This is a genomic window from Haladaptatus ordinarius (genome assembly GCF_054177595.1).
This window is the reverse complement of sequence record NZ_JBPEHH010000075.1, coordinates 1-20,067: the sequence shown is the minus strand read 5'-3', so window position 1 is coordinate 20,067 and position 20,067 is coordinate 1. Positions and strand designations below refer to the sequence as shown.

Below are 20,067 nucleotides of genomic sequence, written 5' to 3'. Positions count from 1 at the left end.
CGCGGGTGATATGGTCGTGAACCGCACAGAGAGATTCAGCTTGCTTGACCAGGGCGTCCACCGCGTCTTCGGTTTTCGGCGTCGTCATACCAGATGACGACGCCAGAACCGACTGAACGCGACGAAATCCAGTCGTATATCCGATCTAGTGGTTTGTATTTTTCTATCCTCCGAACCTGTGGAGGTAAGTCGAGTGAGGAAGGATATAGCGACATACGATTCATAGAACCCGATTCACATCACGTCGCCAGCAGAGCGACCGCCCCGATAGCCAGTCCGATTCCCGCGAAGTCGCGCAGTTCGACCGTCTCGCCGAGGAAAATGGCACCCAGGATGGCTGCCACGACGAAGTAGAGGGCGGTGACCGTCGTCGCGATGGCCGTATTCCCGCGTTGGAGCGCGGCGTAGTAGCTGATGGAGCCGATACCGGAGAACACCCCACCAGCGACCGCGAACGCGACGCCCGACCCGGCCAACGTCACCGACCCCGACTTGCTGGCGATGTACACGACAGCGACACCGACACCGACCGCGTAGGAGACGGCCATCGACACTTCCGGTGCGAGCGTCTGGGTCGAGACGTCGGCGAACAGCGCCCACGCACCCCACGATACCATTCCGATCAGCGCGAAAAACACTGGAGTCCGAACCATGAGGAGGGGCAAGAACCACACCGAAGAATGGGTTGTGGTTCGGGCCGGGTAGCCCACAACTACCGGAGCACAGAGCAGGCCTACTCGACGAGTACTAGCGGCACAACAAACTCGGTCGTCCCCGACCACCGCGCATGGCACGCACCGCAACGCTCGTGGTCGTCGTTCTCTTCGCGTCCTGTGTGGGGGTGGTCTCTCTCCCCGGCGGCGCACTGGAGGCACAGACGGACCCGGCACCGTCCGAACGCTGGAACCGAACCTACGGCGGTTCAGGCGACGATATCTTCGCCGACATCGCGCGAACCGACGACGGCGGCTACGTCCTCGCCGGAGAGACGGAACGATCCGGCACCGGAATCGACGGATGGGTCGTAAAAATCGGCGCAGATGGCGAACCGGAGTGGGAACGAACGTTCAGCGGGCCGGGAACCGACAGGCTGTACTCGGTCGTCACGACGAAAGACGGCATCGTCGTCGCCGGACGAACCGACCGCGAGGGGACGCCGAACGGGTGGCTACTCGAACTGGGTGAGGACGGCTCGAAACGGAACGAGCGAACCCCCGGTGTCGGCGCATTCTACGGGATAGAGCGCGACGGTAGGGGGTACGTTCTCGCGGGGTGGACGCGGGGTGATTCCGGCGTCGAAGGCTGGCTTACGAAGTTCGACGGTTCGGGGTCGAGGACGTGGGAGGAGACGTTCGCCGCTCCGGATGGCTACTCAACCGGACGACTGAAAGCGGTCGTCCCCACGTCGAACGGCTACTTCCTCGCTGGTGAAGTCGAAGGAGCGAGCCAGGATGCGTGGACTCTCCGGGTGGACAACGAGGGAGCACGCCGCTGGCAACGGACTCGCGGCGGATCGAGTCGAGAAGCCATCTGGGCGGCGGCGGGCGGCGACGGCGGAGTCGTACTCACCGGCGAATCCGAGAGCGGGGCGTCGCGTGACGGGTGGGTACTTCGATACGACGCGACCGGCGAACTCGCGTGGGAGAACCGCTACGGCGGAGAGCGCGACGACTGGCTCGATTCGGCCATGCGAACGGACGACGGTGGCTATCTGTTCACCGGTGGGACGTTGACTGGTGGAATCGGAAGCGCGGACGGATACGTGGTGAAAACCGGCGCCGACGGACAAATGCAGTGGGAGACGGTCTACGGAAGCGATTCGTGGGACAAACCGTGGCCCGCGATTCGAGCCCACGACGGAGGATACCTCCTCGCGGGACAGACCGGCGGTTTCGGAGCGAATGAGAAAGACGGCTGGGTGCTCTCTCTCGGCGCGGATGGGCGGGTTTTCGAATCGACGAAGACGACGGTAGACGGCGGCGGAGGTGAAACCACGACCCGGTCGAACGGTGTGAACGGCGAGTCCGGAACCGAATCGACGTCGACGGGGACGTCGAATCTCCCCGGATTTACCGGGCCGATTGCCCTCGTCGCACTCGCGGTCTCGGTCCTCGTCTGGCGTCACGTCGGCGGGAACCGCTGATATTCCCGGAGTCGACGGTGATTCGAGGAGCTATTCGTGGGTCAGATACTATCACCACAAGTGAGATAGAAAGTATGGTTCGCTAATTTTAATTATAACCGTGATTCTTATATCCTTGTGACTAAATTGACTCATCAACTGAACGATACAGGAATGTGTGACGATGAGAGATGACCGACTGACAGAACGTCTACCGGAACTCGACAGGGGGGAGTTCGAAGCGTATCGCGTCGAGAGCGGTTGCGACGACGTGAGTACGCGAGTAATCAGGGCAGTGGAAGAAATCGTCGGGCGTGACGAAAGAAAGGATACGTGGCTCTACGACAGCATCGACCCGGACGCACTCGACGCCATCTTCGACCGAAAACACGACGGAACGCTCCGCGAAGATGGTAAGGTCGTATTTACCGCCAGAGGGTGTGAAATCGTCGTCCACGGGAGCGGTGAGATAGACATCTACGCGCCGAAAGACGATTGAGGAGATAGCCGCACGATTTCGAAACGGTATTGTCGACGCACTCACGAGTGGGTTCAAGGACCGATTGATGACCGACGAAGCAACCGTTACTTTCCGCGAACTGTACCGTGAACTGCCGGCACAGACGACTCTGTTCAGCTTCGGCCCGGTGGCGCTCGGTCTCGCACAGCTATGGAACGCGTACGCTCACGAGACGGCACTCTCCTTTCACGCGCTGTTCGCGCTCGTCATGGTCGGATTCGCGGTACTCGTCACCCGCACCCATCTCGCCTCGTTCCGGCTCGAAAAACTAGAACGCCGTTAGGCGGTTCCAGCGGGTGCGGCCGCTCTCGCCTCTCTGCCAGCGTACGCGTTGTATCCGGCGACGATGGCGACGACCACTCCGGAGACGACGTCGCTCCAGAACGCCGTTCCCACGTCCATGACGAACGGGACGAGAATCATCCACAGTCCTAGCAGGGCGACGAACGACGAACTGCCGATGCTGGCGGACATCCCCTTCATCATGCGGTAGTAGTTGTAGCCCGCGACGAGAAATATCGCGCCGCCGATGATGAGGTTGTTCCAGTAACTCGTCACCGACATCGCCGGGTAGACGAACGCCGAGATGAATATCCACGCACCGACGAGCGACACGAACCCGCTCAGCCACCTCAGGTTCGACTCGTCAGTGTCGGTCTGTCGTGTCGTCCGCTCTCTCGTTTCAGTTTCACTCATCACTATCCCTCCAAACGAGAGTAGACCGAGCGCGTGAATAAGTAGCGCGACCGTTCAAGAGCTAATGAACCATTACACCCGACCTGGATCGTGCGTTTCGAACCACTCGGTCAGCTGGTCGAGGCGGTGAACCGCTCTGTCCGGATCGCCGATGTTGTGGTGTTCGTCGGGATAGACGACCAACTTCGCCGGGACGCCTCGTTTTTTGACGCTGACGTAGAGTTGCTCGGACTGCGAGGGCGGACAGCGCCAGTCTTCGCCACCCGCCGTGATCAGTAGGGGCGTCTCGACGTTACCGACGTCCGTGATACTCGATGCGGCGTCGTACGCCTCCGGATTCTCCCACGGGAGGCCGAAATCGTTCTCCCACCACTTGTGAGCGTCGTCGGTTCCGTAACACGACCGCAGGTCGTAGATTCCGTGTTCGGCGGCAGCGGCGGCGAAACGGTCTGTGCTCGTGACGAGAAAGCCGGTCGTGATTCCACCGTAGGAAAAGCCGGTGGCGAAGGTGCGGTCGGAATCGACCCATCCACGTTCGACCAGATGGTCGACGCCGGAGAGTACGTCTTCGACTTCGCGCGAACCCCACTCGCCACGGATGACCTCGCTGAACTCGCGGCCGTAGGAACTACTGCCCCGGTAGTTGGGGCGGAGGACGACGTACCCACGGTCTGCCCAGTAGGCGTACTCGAAGCGGAACTCCGGTGCGTCGTAGGAGATCGGCCCGCCGTGGATGGAGACGACGAGGGGTCGCGGGTCCGGGTCGTCGGGGTCGAAGTCGGCGGGGAGGTAGGCAATAGCCTCGACGTCGTCGCCGGAGTCGTTCTCGTAGACGACCCGCCGACACTCGGGCATGGCGTGGGATTCCTCGAACGACGCGTTGAGGTCGGACAGCCGGGACGGTTCACCGGCGTCGAGGTCGCTCACCGTCGTGGCGTAGAGGTCGCCGACCACTCTCGGTTCGGTGAACAGGAACGCGGCCGTCTCCCCCGCGAGGTCGAAGGTTCGAATCGTTCGATACTCGCCTTGCGATTCGGCGGTGAACTCGGGGTCGCGTCCGTCGGCGAAACACCGCACCAATCGAACGCTTCCCTCGTCGGCGATGGGTGCGAAAATCGTCTCTTCGTCTGCCCAGCGGAGGCGGTTCGCGTGCGCCACCGTCCGGTCGAGCGACTCCGTGACCGACTGGTACGCACCGTCGTCCGCCACGTACACCTGCGTCGGGACGTGCCAGTTCGTGGCGTCGCCGCCGACGAACGCGAGGCGAGAACCGTCGGGACTCCACCTTGGCGACCCTGCGGTGAGTTCGGAGTCGGTGACCTGTCGCAGGTCGCTCCCGTCCGGGTCGATTGTGAACACGTCCATCACGCCCGAATCGTCGGGGCGCTCGGTACGGTTCGAGACGAAAGCGATTCGCTCCGTGCCCCACGCAGGTTGCAACCCCGTCATGGGTTCGTACGCGCCGCCACCGTAGGCGTCGTCCAGTCTGCACTCCTCTCGGGACGCGAGGTCGACGACGAACAGGTACGTCGTCACGTCGTCGAGGAATCCTTTCCCGTCGAATCGATGCTGGAGACGGTCGATTTCGACCGGCCCTCCGTCCCGCAGTTCGTCGAGATACTCCCGTTGGTCGTCTGTCGGGTCGCGCGCCGAGACGACGAGTCGGTCACTCTCAGGCCCCCAGTCGAACTCCCGGACGCCCTCTTCGCGGTCGGTCACCTGCCGGGCGTCACCGCCGCGTTCGAGGTCGAACACCCACAACTGGGGTTTGGGTTCGTCGTCGTCACCAGCACTCACAGCCTCGTCCTCGTCGTCACCACCATTCTCGTCTTCGGTATCGTCCCGCACCGACAGTGCGGTGTCCTCCTCGCGCGCGGCCAGGAAGCCCAGTTTCGACCCATCCGACGACCACTTCGGCGACGAGGCATCGGAGGCTCGTGAGAGACGATGCGGGTCGTCACTTCCATCGGTCGGGACGACGAACAGTGACGTTCGTCGCTCGTCCTCCTCGCGGTCGAATTCGTCGGCGACGAACGCCAGTCGACTGCCGTCCGGCGAGAGCGCGACGTCGGTTGTGAGCGTCAGGTCGTAGAAGTCCTCTAGTTCGAACGTCTCGGACATTGGTGACACGTCTCACGCGAGGGTTATAGTTGTACGTTCGCCAGCAAGTTGGGCGACGTATTTCGCCCAACCGAACGACTCACGCTACGTTTCGCTCTTCTACCGTCCGTCCCTCCGCGAATCGCGCGCTGTCCAGCCCAGAGATATCCACGAGCGATGCGGTACCCTCGAAGACGAGTTCCGCGACGAGTTGCCCGGTCGCGGGAGCGTGTTGGAATCCGTGTCCCGAGAATCCGACGGCGTTCACGAATCCCGGTATCGTCTCTTCGAGTATCGGATGGTGGTCGGGTGTGACGGCGTACAGACCCGCCCAGCCGCGTCTGATGCGGGACTGTGGGCCGAAGTAGGTCGTCCATTCCGAGACGCGCTCTAGCGCCTCGACGGTCCAATCGAGGTCGGTCGACCGGTCGTACGCGTCCGGGTCGGCGGTAGACGACCGACCGAAATGGCCGCCGACGAGTGTTGCTCCCTCTCGCTCCGGCCGGAAGTACGACCCCGTGTCGAGGTCGATGGTCAGGGGCACCGTCTCGGGTACCGGCGTTTCGGGGTCAACGACGGCGATCTGACGGCGTTCGGGGACGACCGGCACGTCGATTCCAGCCAGTTCGGCGACGCGACTGGCCCACGGGCCGGCGGCGTTGACGACGAAATCGGCGTCGATTCTGCGCTCGGTTGTCTCGACGCCGACGACGGCGCCATCCTCGCGAAGCACGTCCGTGACCTCGACGCCGGTTCGTATCTCTGCCCCTGCTTCGCGAGCAGCCATGGCGAATCCCTGCAGCGCGAGATGCGGGTCCGCGAAGCCGTCCGACGAAGAGTACGTCGCGGCGTGGAAGGTCTCGCTCCGCAGGCCGGGGCAGTGCTCGCGGGCTTCGTCGGGAGCGAGAAGTTGGCTCGGGATACCCCGTTCGTTCTGCATGGCGACGGTGTCGGCGAGCCCCTCCGCAGTCGTTTCCTCTCTGGCGAGAAAGAGATATCCGGGGCGGCGATAGGCGATGTCCGTGTCGAACTCGTCTTCGAATCGCTCCCAGACTTGCATGCTCGCCTGCGAGAGCGCGACGTTGACGGGCGTCGAAAACTGGGCCCGGATGCCTCCCGCCGAGCGTTCGGTGCTTCCGGCACCGACGTTCGAACGCTCACAGACGACGACCTCGGCCCCTCGCTCGGCAAGATAGTACGCACCCGCACAGCCTACGATACCGCCACCGACGACGACGACTTGCATGCAGTGGCGTAGGAACTCCCGGATAATGGTTCCATCGCCGGAATCTAAGACCAGGGGGGACGAAAGACGACCATGGTTCGAATCCTCTCCGACGCCGACGTTGCCTCTCTGCTCGACGTACAATCGCTGCTCCCCGTCGTCCGCGAGGCGTTCGTCAAGCAGGGTCGCGACGAGGTAGAACGCCCCGACCGCCCGCATTTCCCCGTCGGTGCGGGTCTGGTGGGCGAAGATCCGCTCGGGACGGGCCTCGTCATGCCCGCGTACATCCACGGTGCGAGTCACTACGCGACGAAACTGGTCGGCGTTCACGAGGGAAACGTCGAGAGAGGGCTCCCGACCGTGAACGCACAGATTGCGCTCACTGACGCCGAGACGGGGAAACCAGCCGCGTTCGTCGCCGGCACGAGGGTCACGAACGCCAGAACCGGCTGTATCGGCGGCCTCGCTGCCGCCGAACTCGCTACGTCGCCGGTTACACTCGCGGTCGTCGGTGCTGGAACGCAGGCGAGATGGCAGGCCCGCTGTATCGCCGCTGCTACGGACATCGAATCGATTCGCGTGTACTCCCCCAGCGAATCGAAACGCGAGTGCGCCGAAGACCTCGAAGCAGAACTGGACGTTCCTGCGAAGGCCGTCGACACGCCACGCGAAGCCGTTTCGAACGCGAACGTCGTCGTCACGGCGACGACAGCGATGTCGCCCGTCTTCCCGGGCGACGCGCTCGAACCCGGAGCGCTCGTCGTCGCCATCGGGGCGTACACCGCAGAGATGCGCGAACTCGACGCCACGACGTTCGAGCGCGCCGACCGCGTCTTCGCCGACGTTCCAGAAGAGGTCGCTGAAATCGGTGACCTGCGGGCGAGCGAGCGCACGGAGACGGACCTCGTACCGCTTTCGGACGTGTTCGAGGGACATGCCGGGCGTGCATCCGAATCGGAAATCGTCGTCGTCGAGAGCGTCGGGTCTGCGGTGTTGGACGCCGCCGCGAGCGAACACCTCCTCGCACGCGCAGAGGAGACGGGGAGAGGGACTGAAATCGACCTGTGACGTGAACAGCGTCTCTTTCGAGATTTCTCCAGAGATATCCGGATAGCTCTCCGGGAGGACTGCGAGTGCGATAAACGCGGTGTGTGTGATGCGAGGAGATTTCCGAGAAGGTATCCGGTGGGATTTCTGGACAGATTTCTTCCGAGGTTTCTGCGAGTGACGAGTGTAAACGGCGGCCGTAAAACAAAATTCAGTCGAGAGAGTGCTGTGTGAATCGGTTACCCATCCAGATATCTAGAAATATATCTAGATAGCAACCCATATAGATAGCTATCCGGATAGTTCAACCTTATCGTCTGACGAGAATTTATGAGGGGTAAGCGTATAGAAACCGACTGTATGAAACGGGCAATCACACTGTGGAGCGAATCTGGCGGGGTGGGCAAGACCACCATGGCGACCAACGTGGCCGCCGCGCTGGGACGACGGGGCGAACGGGTTCTCGTTATCGACTTGGACCCCCAACTGGGGAGTTTGACCGACCACGTCAGCTATCAGGAGTTGAAGACTGGCGACCGAGACCACCTGGGTCACGTGCTGTTGGACGACGAAAAAGACGTTCGCTCGCTCATCGTAGAGGCAGGGGATTTCGACCTCCTTCCGTCCCACGAAGGACTCGCGAACATCGAAAGCGAGATGGCGGCACGGAACACCTCGCTCAGGGAGTTCCAACTTCGGTCTGCGCTCAAACCGCTCGCGTCGGAGTACGATTATTTCATCATCGACCCACCTGCGACACTGAACGTTCTCGTGGACAACGCACTCGTCGCTGCGCGAAACGTCGTCATCCCGATCGAACTCACCAGAAAGGGAAGCATCTCCATCGAAGGTCTCGAAGACACGCTGGACAGCATGGAACGTGGGTTCCGGAAGTTTGACGACGATTTCACGCTGGGCATCCTCGCCGTCGTTCCGAACGAAGTCGGGGACTCCAACATCTACCGTGACACGCGCGAAGAACTCGAAGCGGGCGGTAAGCCGGTTACCCCGTTCGGCGTGCGAAAGCGCGACGTCTTGAAAGAGGCGTGGAAAAACCAGATGAACGTATTCGAGTTCGCAGAGAGCGAGGACACCCGTGACCTGCGGGAGTACGAACACGACCTGCTCGCGAACTTCGAACATCTCGCGAAAATCATCGAACACGGAACCGTCGACGTGGAGGCCGAAGCATGACCAAAGACGACCGGTACGGCGCGACCGACGACGACTACGGCGACGACGTCGACAGCTACGGGTCCGAGAAACCACCGAGTGCGAACGGCGACACGACAGACGGACCGGTGACGACCGAGAACGAAACGGCGCTCCCGTTCATCTTCGCTCGGCGAACGGTCAAAGCCGACCGAGAAGCCGTCCCGGTGTACGTTCAAGACGACACTGCAACCGAAATCGACGACCTCGAACGCGAACTGAGTCAGGCGTTCGCCGGCGACAAGGTGATGGCCCTCGACGTACGCGAGGCGCTCATCCGTGCTGGTCTGGAGAACGTCGACGACGTTCGGCGTGTGATGGAAGAGTGGGGATACGGCCGTCGGTGAACACGTCGCTTCCGTCACGTGGATATCCCGATAGCTATCTAGACGAATATTCGGGTTGAATTTGTAGAACGTCGCCCCGGGCCGTCGAACGAATCGAAAAGTCCCGTGAAGGAGCCTGGACAGAAGCGCCCGACAAATTTCGCAGTGTATTGTATCGCCCTTACAAAACCGTTAAGTCGCTGTGTGACCTACCCCGCCGTATATGGACGACGAACTCGAAGAGATACGACAGCGAAAACGTGCCGAGATAGAGAACAGAAGTTCCGCAGAGGAGGCCAACGTTCCCACTGACCCGGTACACGTCGATAGTCCCAGTCACCTGGACCAAATCACGAACGAGTACGACGTGGTGCTGGTCGACTTCTACGCGGACTGGTGTGGACCGTGCAAGATGCTCGAACCGATAGTGGGGAACATCGCACGGAACACGGACGCAGTCGTTGCGAAGGTAGACATCGACCAACACCAGATGCTCGCTCAACAGAACGGCGTGCGCGGTGTGCCGACGCTCGCGCTGTACTCCGATGGTGAAATGGTAAAGCGTATGGTTGGTGTGCAAGACGAGTCGACGCTCACGAACCTCGTCGAACAGTTCGCCTGAGGGCAACGTTTTATCGTAGCGGCAGACAGAGATAGACGAGATGGGTTTTCATACGTTCGACGCCGAAAAAGCGAGCAAACTCGAAGAGCCGGACCGATATCGGTTCGTCTCACGTGAAGAACTGGTCGGCCACCTCGATACGGACGACGCCGACGTCGTCGCCGACCTCGGAAGCGGCACCGGTTTCTACACCGACGACGTGGCACCGTTCGTCCGGAGCGTGTACGCGGTGGACGTACAGGAAGCGATGCACGACCACTACCGCCAGAAGGGCGTTCCGGAAAACGTCTCGCTGGTCACGGCGGACATCTCCGATTTGCCGTTCGAGGATGGCGAACTCGACGCCGTCTTCTCGACGATGACGTTCCACGAATTCGCCAGCGAGGACTCGCTGGCCGAAGTAGCGCGAACCGTGCGACCGGGTGGTCGATTGGTCGTCGCAGACTGGAGTGGCGACGGCAACGGAGACGATGGGCCACCTCTCGAAGAGCGATACGACCTCGAAACGGCGCGAAAGATGGCAGAAACGGCCGGGTTCGAGGTAGGATACGGTGCGGAGCGACCGGATACGTTCGTCCTCGTCGTCGAACGCTGACGAACGGTCCGAGAGTGCTGTAAAACGTGAGAAGACGGGGGTCTCTTCTCGTCACAGTCCCCGACGGACTGCTGGTCTACGAAACGTCACAGTCGAACCAGACCGAGAAGCCAGGGTCGAGGAATCGACGAGTAGCTGGTGTGGTAACGGGTGCGTTTTGGGTGGCGTCCGTCATACACTGTATTTCGCTATATCATCTCTGAGGAGGGTGGCTCGGAGCGTTCACAGGGAACGGCAAAACTCGAAGTGGCAGTTACCAAGAACGACTTCGTTACGAGAGGTGACTATATCGTCGTGGAAGTCCAATAGAGAGACATGGGAGAACCGGTAGAGCAACTCGAAGTCTGGTGTGCGGGCGAAGAGTGGTGTCCCATCACGTCGACGACGTCGCTCATCGGTAAGAAGTGGCACCCGGTCATCGTTCACCGACTGCTCGTTCACGGACCGAGTGGGTTCAACGAGTTGAAGGCTGCAGTCGATGGAATCTCCAGCAAAGTCCTCTCGGACAACCTCGAAAATCTGGAGAAAAATCAGTTCGTTACGCGTGAAATCGTGAACGAGAAACCGATTCGCGTCCAGTACTCGTTGACCGAGTACGGCGAGTCGCTCCAACCCGTCGTCGTAGCGATGCACGACTGGGGGACGGAGTATCTCGCTCCCGCAGAAAGCAAGAGCGATTCGCTCGCTTGAATCGAGCTGTGAACGGGACGACCAATCGATTGCAGTCACCGCGTCTCACCCGCATTGCCGTTACTGTTCGGTAATCTACTGTGCGCCAAGTTAGCACACCATATATGTAACCATTTCCTACTGACTAACGTAGCGTAACCGAATAACAAATAGAAATCGAACGATGGCCCCAGTAACCCACGATACCCCCATCGTCGAACTACATCTGACCCGCGAAGAGCAGTGGGTGGTCCACGTGGCGCTCCTCCAGTACATCGAGGCTGGCGTCCTTCCGGAGACGAAACTGCCCGCCCCTGACGTCGAACTCGTCCTCCTCGATACGATGGAAGGAGACGAGTTCGTGTTCACCGAGTTCGAACTCAACCGGCTCCGGTACGAATTGGAATGTCATGCTCGGGACGACCGAACACCCGACCGTGACCGCCCGCTGGCACGTCGCGTCGTCGAGAAGATAGACCGTATCCATCCGACACGGCGGTGACCGTCGTGTCGAATTCGAGTTTCGATTCGCTATCTCTGCATTCCGTCTCCGGGTTCCCTGTCGTTCGTATCCGATTACGCTCTCACTCGGAGTCGGTCGAATGATATGGGGACGAGGAGACGCCTCCGGTAAACCTCAGCAGGTCGCGTTCACAGGAACAGATATGCCTGACGAGGACGCGAAAAGTATCTGTCCGTTCTGCGGCGTCGGCTGTGGTGTCAGACGTGCAGAGTCCGGGAAGGGTCGAGGATGGCACGCGCCGGTCAACCGTCGAGGTGAACTCTGCCCCAAAGGGGTCGCGGCCTACGAAGTCCTCGGACACGACGAACGACTGACGGAACCGCAAGTACGCAAAGACGGCGAACTCGTCCCCGTCTCGTGGGACGAGGCACTCTCGCTGGTCGAACGGGAGTTCGGTCGAATCCTGAACGAGCACGGCCCTGATTCGCTCGGCTTTTTCGCATCCTCCGGATGTACGAACGAAGAGAACTACGTCTACCAGAAACTAGCTCGCACGCTCGGGACGAACAACGTCGACAACTGCGCACGTCTCTGTCACTCGTCCACGGTGGCTGCGATGCAGTCTCGGTTCGGCGCGGGCGCGATGACGAACACCCTCGAAGACCTCGTCGAAGCCGACTGTTTTCTGGTCTGTGGCGCGAATCCCGCCGAACAACACCCCATCATCTTCAGTTCGTACATCGCCCCGACGGTCAAGCAGGGAGCGACGCTGATACACATCGATCCGCGGGAAAACCGGACGACGAAGGCCGCAGACCACCACCTCCCCGTCAAGCCGGGATTCGACATTCCACTTTTGAACGCGATGTGTGCCGTCATCTTCGAGGAGGGATTGGAAGACGCGACGTTCCTGCGAGAACGCGTCTCGGACGTCGATGACTACCGCGAGTTCGTCACAGACCTCGACGTAGACGAGTGTGCAAAGCTCGCGGGAGTAGACCCGGACGACCTTCGAACGGTCGCGCGCGTCTACGGCAGCGCAGACCGTGCGGCGGCGTTCACGGGTATGGGGATGAGCCAGCATCGATACGGGACGACGAACGTCCACGCCCTCCTCAATTTCACGCTGGTGACCGGGAACATCGGAAAGCGTGGTGTCGGCGTCAATCCGCTTCGCGGCCAGAACAACGTGCAAGGAGCGAGCGACGTCGGTGCGCTGCCCGACGTGCTACCGGGATATCGTTCGGTGACGGATACCGACGTTCGGGAATCGCTTGCCGAAGTGTGGGGAGTCGAACCACCCGCCGTACCCGGATTGACCGAAGTCGAGATGACCCACGAGTTCGGCGAGGGGATTCGCGGCGCGTTCGTGTTCGGCGAGAACATCGGAATGACGGAACCGAACGCGACTCGAACCGCGAACGAACTCGACGCACTCGACTGCCTCGTCGTCCAGGACATCTTCCCGACCGAGACGACGGCACACGCCGACGTCGTGTTTCCGACGAGTTCGTGGGCCGAGAAAGCCGGAACCGTCACGAACACCGACCGGCAGGTACAACGAATGCGCTCGACCACCACCCCACCGGGCGACGCACGGACCGACCTCGACATCCTCTGTGAATTCGGGAGCCGAATGGCGGCGGCCGTCTCGGACCTGGCCGACGACGCATTCGACTACGACGGCCCGGCCGAAGTGTTCGAGGAGTTGACACAGGTGACACCACCGTACGCCGGAATGAGCTACGACGGCATCGGCGAGGGGAGTCAACGGTGGCCGTTCCCCGAGGGTGCGAGCGAGGGCGTCGGCGTCCTTCATCGCGACGAGTTTGCCAACGGCCAGCAACGTGTTCCGCTCGTTCCGGTCGAACACGTCGAACCGACCGGGGGGAGCGATGGGGACGTCGACGACGGAAAACTGGTGTTGACCACCGGGCGCGTCATCGAGCACTTCAACAGCGGAGCCGTCACCCGGCGGTCGGACGTGCTGACCCGCCTCCGAAGCACGGACGCCCTCCAGATACACCCCGACGACGCAGCGACGCTCGGTATCGAAGACGGTGACGACGTCGTCGTCGAAAACGAGAACGGTCGCGTGGAGGCGGTGGCGGCAGTCACACCAGCGATTCGACGGGGGGCGGTGTTCCTCACGTTCCACTTTACCGACCCGATGGTCAATCGACTGACCGGCGACGAACTCGACCCGGAGTCGAAGATTCCGACGTACAAGCACGTCGTGGTACGGGTAAGCAGCGCAGAGTAAATACGAAGAGACACGGGATAGAAGTCGAGACTGGACGAGAGTCGGAGTTACTCCCGCAGTTCGTGCCGGGTGAACGAGTGACACGCTTAAACGTGTTCGGTACTTACTCGAGGTAAGTCCGGTTTTCTCGATACGATTTCGATAGGCCGGAGTAGAAAATGAGCGAGTCAAAGACGTACGAACAGTTGTACAGCGAAACGATTTCGTCGGTCGTGTCGATATACGTTACGCCACAGAACGTCACGGGGCCCGTACGAACGGGTGCGGGGTCGGGGTTCGTCTACGACGACGAAGGACACGTCGTCACGAATTTCCACGTCGTCGGTGACGCCGATGAAATCGAACTTCGATTCAGCGACGGCGACTGGCGAACCGGACGTGTCGTCGGACGGGACGTAAACACCGACCTCGCCGTGGTACGGGTCGGCGAGCCGCCACCGTACGCGAAGCCGCTTCAGATGGCCGAAGACACACCGACACCCGGCCAGCGGGTTGCCGCGCTGGGAAATCCGATGGGTCTCGATGGAACCATCACCACGGGCGTCGTCAGCGGAACGAATCGCTCACTACCGACCGGAAACGGGTTCGCTATCCCGGATACGGTGCAGACCGACGCCGCTATCAACCCCGGAAACAGTGGCGGTCCGCTCGTCACGTTAGACGGAGAAGTCGTCGGGGTCAACCGTGCACGCCAGGGTGACAACATCGGATTCGCCATCTCGGCGGCTATCGTCACACGAGTCGTCCCCGACCTCGTGTCGGAGGGTCGCTACCGACACCCGTACCTCAAGGTATCGACGTTAGACGTCTCACCGCTCGTCGCCGAGGCGAACGAACTCGATGAGTCGGGAGGAGTCCTCGTCGTGGACGTACGACTCGGCCCGGCGAGCGGGGCACTCATCGGATGTGAGGCGGTTCGGACCCATCGCGGCCGAGAGATTCCCGTCGGTGGCGACGTCATCGTCGGACTCGGCGGCCGTGTCGTCCGTTCACACGAGGAGTTGACGCGATTTCTCATCACGGAGACCACCTCCGGAGAAGAAATCGAAGTCGACCTCGTCCGTAATGGAGTCGCGATGACCGAAACGATAACCCTCGGAGAGCGGCCAGCACGCGCTCGTAGAGGGAATGTCGGTATCTCGATAGAGTGACGGCGTTCTGGTCGAGAGACGACGAGAGTCGAATCCGAACGATACCCGCTAGCTTTCGAGCCGGAGTATTCGACGTGTGAATCGTACCCTCCGAGTCAACTGAAGTGCCGATGTCAATCTGGTTATCATTTATTTCTAAACAACGGAAATAGTGGTGTTCGCCGCCGCATTCGATTCGGCAGTGAGCGCTGGCTGAGAGTTCGAGCAGTAACCCCCGTCTACACCGATACGCGTTCGAATCGCGACAACTACCCAGCGTGAAGTTCGTCGGGTAATATCGGAACGAGGAGTAGAGTCGAACGAGTCGGCACTGCCGGCCGTTCGATGAGCGTGTTCGTGAGGGGACGATTTCGGAGAGATATCGACAGAGAGAACTCCGGAGATGGTGATAATCGTAGAACGTTGCTTACGAAAACAACGGAAATTGTGGTGTTTGACGGCGCGTAGTCGGGCGAAAGCCGGGTATTTTCATCAGTCGGTGGTTCGTCTATCGGTCAGTGATCGTTCAGTTGCAGTGGTCGTTCAGTTGTTCGTGGGTCGCCCGGGTGCCCATCGATACAGACGATAGCCGATTTGTTATAAAGCCACAAACAAAAGCAGACTTGAAACGTACATAATCAGATTGAAGACAAACAAAAGCAGGTTGACTGAAAATGTCGTGCGAATCGGATTCCAGGTGACCGTGTTAGATCGAACGACGAGGAGGGGAAACCTCAGGCATCTCGTTCTTCCAGGAGTGATTGGTAGTACGGACGGATACTCTCGTGGACGCCAGCGAGTTCGATGGTCTCTTCGAGCGCGCTCACGACGAGTTGCAGGTCCTGTTTGAGAGCGTGTTCTCGGTACTTCCCACCCGACATTCCCTCGTTCTTTTCGGTCGAAGAGATGACCCCGAGCATGGCGAGGTCGGCGAGGTGGTCGCGCATTCGTCTGCTCGTCAGCGCCTCGGTACCGATGTGATTACACAACTGCTCGTAGCGCGGGCGGATGTCACGCGACCGGGCGGGCGTGTTTCCCTCGGCTTCGATAGACGTGAGAGCGTAGAGGATGAGTCGGGCATGTTGGGTGAGGTCAGCGACGCCCTCCATGATACGGTCTCGTTCGAGTTTTCGACGTGCCTCCTGGACATGCTGGTCGACGACCTGTTCGGAAGCGTCCTTTCTGGCGAGATCACCCGCCTCGAGGAGTAGGTCCAGTGCCTGTCGGGCGTCACCAGCGTCCTGTGCACCGTAGGCGGCACAGAGTGGAATCACGTCTTCCGCGAGCGCGCTGTCGTGAAACGCGACCTGTTCACGCTGCCCGAGGACTTTCTGAAGTTCAGTCGCGTTGTACGGCGGAAACGAGACTTCCTTCTCACAGAGCGACGAGCGAACTTTCGCCGACAGGGAGTCACGAAACGAGAGGTCGTTGCTGATACCGATGAGTCCGATTTTGGCGTGTTCGAGGTAGCCGTTGCTCCGAGCCCGGGGAATCTGATAGAGGATAGAATTGTCGTTGATGTGGTCTACTTCGTCCAGCACGATGATTATCGTTCCGCCAACTTTGTCGAGTTCGTCCCAGAGGAAACTGTAGACTTGTGCTTGCGGGTAACCCGTGTTGCTGATCTGGTCGGCAGGGTCGCGGAGGGTGTTGACGAGCCGAACCGCGACCTGGTAACTCGAATTGAGACCGTCGCAGTTGATTTCGATGACAGAAAGCGAGATATCCTCGTATCGTGCGGCGTCTTCTTGAAGTTGGTTGAGGAGAAATCGTGTCGCGGCGGTCTTTCCGACGCCGCTTTTCCCGTAGAGGAAGATGTTCGACGGAGCTTCGCCGTTTATAATCGGTTGAAGTGCGGCGTGATATTCCTCGAGCTCGTCGTCTCGCCCAACGAGGTTGTTCGGGGTGTACTCCTCCAAGAGAGCGTCTCGATTTTTGTAGAGAGAGTTGTCCCGGTCGAAACTGAACGATGACATTACAACACAGTATCACTGACGAGTATATAAAACTGGGGCGTCCGTTGTTTCTTCTGTTCCACTGGATTTATATAGGACCGTGATTTGATGGGGTGCGGTGTTTCCGGTGTCCGAATCGTTGGCCGTGTTCATCGCTGTTCGGATAGTCGAATACTGCGAGACACTTCGAACCGCTCCGTGGCCGGTCTACCGAAGCAACCCGTCGTTCCATCGAAATTGCTGCAACCAACTTTCCATTGGTAACCGTCGGTGGGGACGCACGGCTATCACCGTCGGTGGAGATACAAGGCCATCGGTGAGAATTGTCGACGGACGGCGGAAATTCGATGAGCGACGGAAGTGCTGATGGACAACGGAAACGGTGGGGTTGATTCCGATGTTCGATGTGTGTTTCGAGTCGTCTAGGAAGGGACAGTGCCTTTTCGGCCAAAATCGGGCGGCGGAGATATTGACGTCCTTTATAAAGACACACCCACCCCACCATTTCCTGTGTTTAGAAGAACAGGTAGGAAGGGAGAGCGAGTCTATGGATTAGGAAAGATTTATTACTGATAGCGTTTAACCCTATCCGTACTGGGAACTACTTTAGAGTTGAACGGAGTTGAACTAGACAAAAGTTTCCTAAACATTGCCTTCACGGTTCGTCTACGCTTTCACTCTCGGCACAAAACAGCGGAAACGGTGGGGTGGGTGTGTGTCGACCATTCCCGTTTACTCCACTCCACGACCTCACCCAAATTCGAGTTTTCTTCCACCCTGTCTCCACTAGACTCGTTCATCTTTCTCGATTCTTCTCGCGCTCCGACATCGACTCACCTTTCATATCAACTTCGACTGACACGCTCATCTACCGGCTCCATCCTTCTCAGCTCAAGACAACGGAAATTGTGGGGTCTCTGTCTCGTGGCACCCGACTAATTATCAAATATATCTCACCATGTGTCTGTGGCGCCGAAACATCGGAAATGGTGGTGTTCGTCGACCTCGTATCCCGTCAAAAATCAACGGAAATCACGGGGTCGTTCTGAAGGGAAATCGGGCAGTACGCGCACGGAATCCATTACTTTCGGACGAACCACTACGATTTTGCCAGCAAGTGCCCGTCACCGCTGCTCTCCCGTCCGACTGAACAACGTCCAGATTCGACGGAACGTTCGTCTCGAACTATCTCCGACTCAACGTAGAACTATCTCTGACTCAACGTAGAACTATCTCTGACTCAACGTAGAACTATCTCCGACTCGACTAGACTTAAGAACACGAACTTCGTTCTCATCTCGACAATTTTGCCGGAACAGCCTTCGGTACGCGGCGTTACAGTTCACCGAACTTCGCGACTGCGATTTCACGAGCGTCTATCCGGTCGGTCCAGCGGAAGAGGCTGATTCACAGGTCCACTGATTCTCGAAAACAACGGAAACGGTGGTGTCTGACGAGGGTTACAGTACTGACAGTACTCGTCGGTTCACCTCCCGAAGACCGCCTCCCAACGAGAATCGCCCTCGTCCGAGAATAGGTTTCATTCCAGTGGCTCCGAGGGTGTCGTTTTCCCTCCACGTGAGTGTCCTCCTTTCCCGTGAGCATCCCTCTTCTCCAGGTAAGCATCCCCTCTTCCACGTGAGGTTCGAGCGTTCCTGCCTCCCTCCCCGTGGTGGCGCGTACGATTCCCTACGGTGGCACGGAGTTTCCTCCTCGCGGCATCACACGGTCCCCCCCACGGAACCACACGAACTTTCTCCGGCGTCACGAAACAGTTGTCTACGAACGCGGAAACGAACCTGGATACCCGCGCCAAAACAACGGAAACGGTGGTGTCACACGTGCCCTCGCCGTATCGCCTCGGTTGACTCGTCGTCGCACAATTGATTTGTCGCCGCGCGATTGTGTGTTCGAACGAACTGTCAGCCGACGAATCGGCAGACGGCAGTGATACCCGCCTCTCGATTACGATTACTGGTTCTGCTCGACTTCCAGGAGGCGTGCTCCACATCCTTCGCACGTCGCAGCTACGACGTCTATCGAACGACAGCACGATTCGACGGTCTCCTGTTCGACCGTGATAATTCCACCACACTCCGGGCAGGTTTCGAGGAAAATTCGGAGGCCGCTCAGGATTCGACTCTGGTTGTCCACGCTGAGTTCGTTCCAGTCGGCGTAACGCTCGCTGAGAATGCGGGCAGCAGCCAGGTCGGCTACCAGTGCGGCGTGGGATTCCCACTGACCGATTCGCCGCCCCCCGATTCTGGCGAGGAAAGCGTTGTCGTGTTCTTCGAATTCGAGTTCTTTCTCGTCAGTGTCGAGGATACGGCTCAGGTCGCTCTTTTCGGCGCCCTCTTCCATGACACGTTCCATCGCGTCGTGCCACGTCGTTCTGAACGCTTCGTCGAGACAGAGGTCGTCGATTTCCTCACAGGGAGAGATGACGCCCGCTTCGCTGAGAACTTCCTCGGGTTCGCGGTCCGTCTCTTGCGGTGTCGGCGTCGCCATCTCCTGTTTGTCGAACAACCGCAGTAACCAGTCGGGAAAGTATCGCTTCGTCAACGCCGGCGTGCCGGGGACAAGATAGCCACGAACGTAGATCGCAACCAAACTCAGAACGAAGAAAGTGACACCAAGTGTGGGTGTGACGAACGTGAGGGCTGCACTCGTCACAACCGCGATTACCACATTTACTATCGTGCAGGGTGTACAGCGGTTCTCTCCAGTGTACTCGGGCTGTCGAAAACGTTCGACGAACCGTGAAAGCACCACGCTCATTTCGTTCTCGACTATTTCGCTTCGACAATATATACTTATTGCTGATTAATACTGAAGAAAATTGATTTCGACCGCGACCGGCGTCAGCTATCGTCTTCCGTGACGGCGTAAATCGGGCGCGGCCGCCGTCGTCGAATTAGAACCGTTGCCGTGATTGTAATGGGGAAGCGCTGAGGTTGGAGGAAGTGTCGTTCGTACTGGAACCGAGTCAGACGACGTATCCGTGACTAGTGCATTGTCAACTATCAATTGTAGGATAAAGTCGGCGTAGTTTGATTCGTGCATCTTCGGATGTGAATCGCCAGTCAATGTCTGTTTCTTGGGCGTTCAGTGAATTTGTCCAC

The 20,067-nt window shown here is 59.5% G+C and carries 18 protein-coding genes; 12 read left to right on the top strand and 6 right to left on the bottom strand.

The window, feature by feature from the left end; all coding sequences use genetic code 11:
* Positions 1-239: 239 nt before the first annotated feature.
* Positions 240-653 (bottom strand): EamA family transporter, encoded by a 414-nt coding sequence (locus tag ACR3FF_RS20140; RefSeq protein ID WP_458189916.1) that lies wholly within the window; start codon positions 651-653, stop codon positions 240-242.
* A 134-nt stretch (positions 654-787) separates the two neighbouring features.
* On the opposite strand from ACR3FF_RS20140, the gene ACR3FF_RS20135 reads away from it, so the two are divergent.
* From ACR3FF_RS20135 to ACR3FF_RS20125, 3 genes are all read left to right on the top strand, one after another.
* Positions 788-2,143 (top strand): hypothetical protein, encoded by a 1,356-nt coding sequence (locus ACR3FF_RS20135; RefSeq protein WP_458189915.1) that lies wholly within the window; start codon positions 788-790, stop codon positions 2,141-2,143.
* 163 nt (positions 2,144-2,306) lie between these two features.
* A complete protein-coding gene (locus ACR3FF_RS20130; protein WP_458189914.1) occupies positions 2,307-2,621 on the top strand; it encodes a HalOD1 output domain-containing protein in 315 nt (104 codons plus the stop codon).
* Positions 2,622-2,688: 67 nt separating this feature from the next.
* Positions 2,689-2,925: a hypothetical protein gene (locus ACR3FF_RS20125; RefSeq protein ID WP_458189913.1), complete on the top strand. Its 237-nt coding sequence runs from the start codon at positions 2,689-2,691 to the stop codon at positions 2,923-2,925.
* On the opposite strand, the gene ACR3FF_RS20120 is transcribed toward ACR3FF_RS20125, so the two are convergent.
* The 3 genes from ACR3FF_RS20120 to ACR3FF_RS20110 all read right to left on the bottom strand — a co-directional run bounded on the left by ACR3FF_RS20120 (position 2,922) and on the right by ACR3FF_RS20110 (position 6,684).
* Complete coding sequence (locus ACR3FF_RS20120) at positions 2,922-3,338, bottom strand: SPW repeat domain-containing protein (protein WP_458189912.1); 417 nt, start codon at positions 3,336-3,338, stop codon at positions 2,922-2,924. The genes ACR3FF_RS20125 and ACR3FF_RS20120 overlap by 4 nt on opposite strands.
* 72 nt (positions 3,339-3,410) lie before the next feature.
* Positions 3,411-5,459 (bottom strand): S9 family peptidase, encoded by a 2,049-nt coding sequence (locus tag ACR3FF_RS20115; RefSeq protein WP_458189911.1) that lies wholly within the window; start codon positions 5,457-5,459, stop codon positions 3,411-3,413.
* Positions 5,460-5,538: 79 nt separating this feature from the next.
* The gene (locus ACR3FF_RS20110; RefSeq protein ID WP_458189910.1) at positions 5,539-6,684 is read right to left on the bottom strand and encodes an NAD(P)/FAD-dependent oxidoreductase; all 1,146 of its coding nucleotides are present in this window, start codon (positions 6,682-6,684) and stop codon (positions 5,539-5,541) included.
* 72 nt (positions 6,685-6,756) lie between these two features.
* Between ACR3FF_RS20110 and ACR3FF_RS20105 the strand changes: the two genes are divergently transcribed.
* The 9 genes from ACR3FF_RS20105 to ACR3FF_RS20065 all read left to right on the top strand — a co-directional run bounded on the left by ACR3FF_RS20105 (position 6,757) and on the right by ACR3FF_RS20065 (position 15,011).
* Positions 6,757-7,731: an ornithine cyclodeaminase family protein gene (locus tag ACR3FF_RS20105; RefSeq protein WP_458189909.1), complete on the top strand. Its 975-nt coding sequence runs from the start codon at positions 6,757-6,759 to the stop codon at positions 7,729-7,731.
* A gap of 339 nt (positions 7,732-8,070) precedes the next feature.
* Positions 8,071-8,904, top strand: a complete 834-nt coding sequence (locus tag ACR3FF_RS20100; protein WP_458189908.1) for a ParA family protein — start codon at positions 8,071-8,073, stop codon at positions 8,902-8,904.
* Entirely contained in the window at positions 8,901-9,269 is a 369-nt protein-coding gene (locus tag ACR3FF_RS20095; RefSeq protein ID WP_458189907.1) for a DUF7970 domain-containing protein, read from the top strand. The genes ACR3FF_RS20100 and ACR3FF_RS20095 overlap by 4 nt, the downstream gene beginning before the upstream one ends.
* A 202-nt stretch (positions 9,270-9,471) precedes the next feature.
* Positions 9,472-9,870, top strand: a complete 399-nt coding sequence (gene trxA, locus ACR3FF_RS20090) for a thioredoxin (RefSeq protein WP_458189905.1) — start codon at positions 9,472-9,474, stop codon at positions 9,868-9,870.
* Positions 9,871-9,910: 40 nt separating this feature from the next.
* On the top strand, positions 9,911-10,465 hold the full coding sequence (locus ACR3FF_RS20085; protein WP_458189903.1) for a class I SAM-dependent methyltransferase: 555 nt from the start codon (positions 9,911-9,913) through the stop codon (positions 10,463-10,465).
* Between the two features lie 315 nt (positions 10,466-10,780).
* Complete coding sequence (locus tag ACR3FF_RS20080) at positions 10,781-11,155, top strand: winged helix-turn-helix transcriptional regulator (protein WP_458189901.1); 375 nt, start codon at positions 10,781-10,783, stop codon at positions 11,153-11,155.
* 163 nt (positions 11,156-11,318) lie between these two features.
* Positions 11,319-11,636, top strand: a complete 318-nt coding sequence (locus ACR3FF_RS20075) for a DUF7853 family protein (RefSeq protein ID WP_458189900.1) — start codon at positions 11,319-11,321, stop codon at positions 11,634-11,636.
* A gap of 163 nt (positions 11,637-11,799) precedes the next feature.
* On the top strand, positions 11,800-13,860 hold the full coding sequence (gene fdhF / locus ACR3FF_RS20070) for a formate dehydrogenase subunit alpha (RefSeq protein WP_458189898.1): 2,061 nt from the start codon (positions 11,800-11,802) through the stop codon (positions 13,858-13,860).
* A gap of 158 nt (positions 13,861-14,018) precedes the next feature.
* The gene (locus ACR3FF_RS20065) at positions 14,019-15,011 is read left to right on the top strand and encodes a S1C family serine protease (protein ID WP_458189897.1); all 993 of its coding nucleotides are present in this window, start codon (positions 14,019-14,021) and stop codon (positions 15,009-15,011) included.
* Positions 15,012-15,724: 713 nt separating this feature from the next.
* Here ACR3FF_RS20065 and ACR3FF_RS20060 read toward each other — a convergent pair.
* Complete coding sequence (locus tag ACR3FF_RS20060; protein ID WP_458189896.1) at positions 15,725-16,966, bottom strand: orc1/cdc6 family replication initiation protein; 1,242 nt, start codon at positions 16,964-16,966, stop codon at positions 15,725-15,727.
* Positions 16,967-18,916: 1,950 nt separating this feature from the next.
* Positions 18,917-19,723, bottom strand: a complete 807-nt coding sequence (locus ACR3FF_RS20055; RefSeq protein ID WP_472850160.1) for a DUF8054 domain-containing protein — start codon at positions 19,721-19,723, stop codon at positions 18,917-18,919.
* Between the last annotated feature and the right edge of the window lie 344 nt (positions 19,724-20,067).

Bases quoted from the DNA above. Each gene is read 5' to 3' on its own strand.
- ACR3FF_RS20095 (WP_458189907.1), top strand. From the start codon at position 8,901: ATGACCAAAGACGACCGGTACGGCGCGACCGACGACGACTACGGCGAC.
- ACR3FF_RS20120 (WP_458189912.1), bottom strand. From the start codon at position 3,338: ATGAGTGAAACTGAAACGAGAGAGCGGACGACACGACAGACCGACACT.
- ACR3FF_RS20055 (WP_472850160.1), bottom strand. From the start codon at position 19,723: ATGAGCGTGGTGCTTTCACGGTTCGTCGAACGTTTTCGACAGCCCGAG.
- ACR3FF_RS20060 (WP_458189896.1), bottom strand. From the start codon at position 16,966: ATGTCATCGTTCAGTTTCGACCGGGACAACTCTCTCTACAAAAATCGA.
- ACR3FF_RS20110 (WP_458189910.1), bottom strand. From the start codon at position 6,684: ATGCAAGTCGTCGTCGTCGGTGGCGGTATCGTAGGCTGTGCGGGTGCG.
- ACR3FF_RS20115 (WP_458189911.1), bottom strand. From the start codon at position 5,459: ATGTCCGAGACGTTCGAACTAGAGGACTTCTACGACCTGACGCTCACA.
- ACR3FF_RS20065 (WP_458189897.1), top strand. From the start codon at position 14,019: ATGAGCGAGTCAAAGACGTACGAACAGTTGTACAGCGAAACGATTTCG.
- fdhF (WP_458189898.1), top strand. From the start codon at position 11,800: ATGCCTGACGAGGACGCGAAAAGTATCTGTCCGTTCTGCGGCGTCGGC.
- ACR3FF_RS20080 (WP_458189901.1), top strand. From the start codon at position 10,781: ATGGGAGAACCGGTAGAGCAACTCGAAGTCTGGTGTGCGGGCGAAGAG.
- ACR3FF_RS20075 (WP_458189900.1), top strand. From the start codon at position 11,319: ATGGCCCCAGTAACCCACGATACCCCCATCGTCGAACTACATCTGACC.
- ACR3FF_RS20140 (WP_458189916.1), bottom strand. From the start codon at position 653: ATGGTTCGGACTCCAGTGTTTTTCGCGCTGATCGGAATGGTATCGTGG.
- ACR3FF_RS20105 (WP_458189909.1), top strand. From the start codon at position 6,757: ATGGTTCGAATCCTCTCCGACGCCGACGTTGCCTCTCTGCTCGACGTA.
- ACR3FF_RS20135 (WP_458189915.1), top strand. From the start codon at position 788: ATGGCACGCACCGCAACGCTCGTGGTCGTCGTTCTCTTCGCGTCCTGT.
- trxA (WP_458189905.1), top strand. From the start codon at position 9,472: ATGGACGACGAACTCGAAGAGATACGACAGCGAAAACGTGCCGAGATA.
- ACR3FF_RS20100 (WP_458189908.1), top strand. From the start codon at position 8,071: ATGAAACGGGCAATCACACTGTGGAGCGAATCTGGCGGGGTGGGCAAG.
- ACR3FF_RS20085 (WP_458189903.1), top strand. From the start codon at position 9,911: ATGGGTTTTCATACGTTCGACGCCGAAAAAGCGAGCAAACTCGAAGAG.
- ACR3FF_RS20125 (WP_458189913.1), top strand. From the start codon at position 2,689: ATGACCGACGAAGCAACCGTTACTTTCCGCGAACTGTACCGTGAACTG.
- ACR3FF_RS20130 (WP_458189914.1), top strand. From the start codon at position 2,307: ATGAGAGATGACCGACTGACAGAACGTCTACCGGAACTCGACAGGGGG.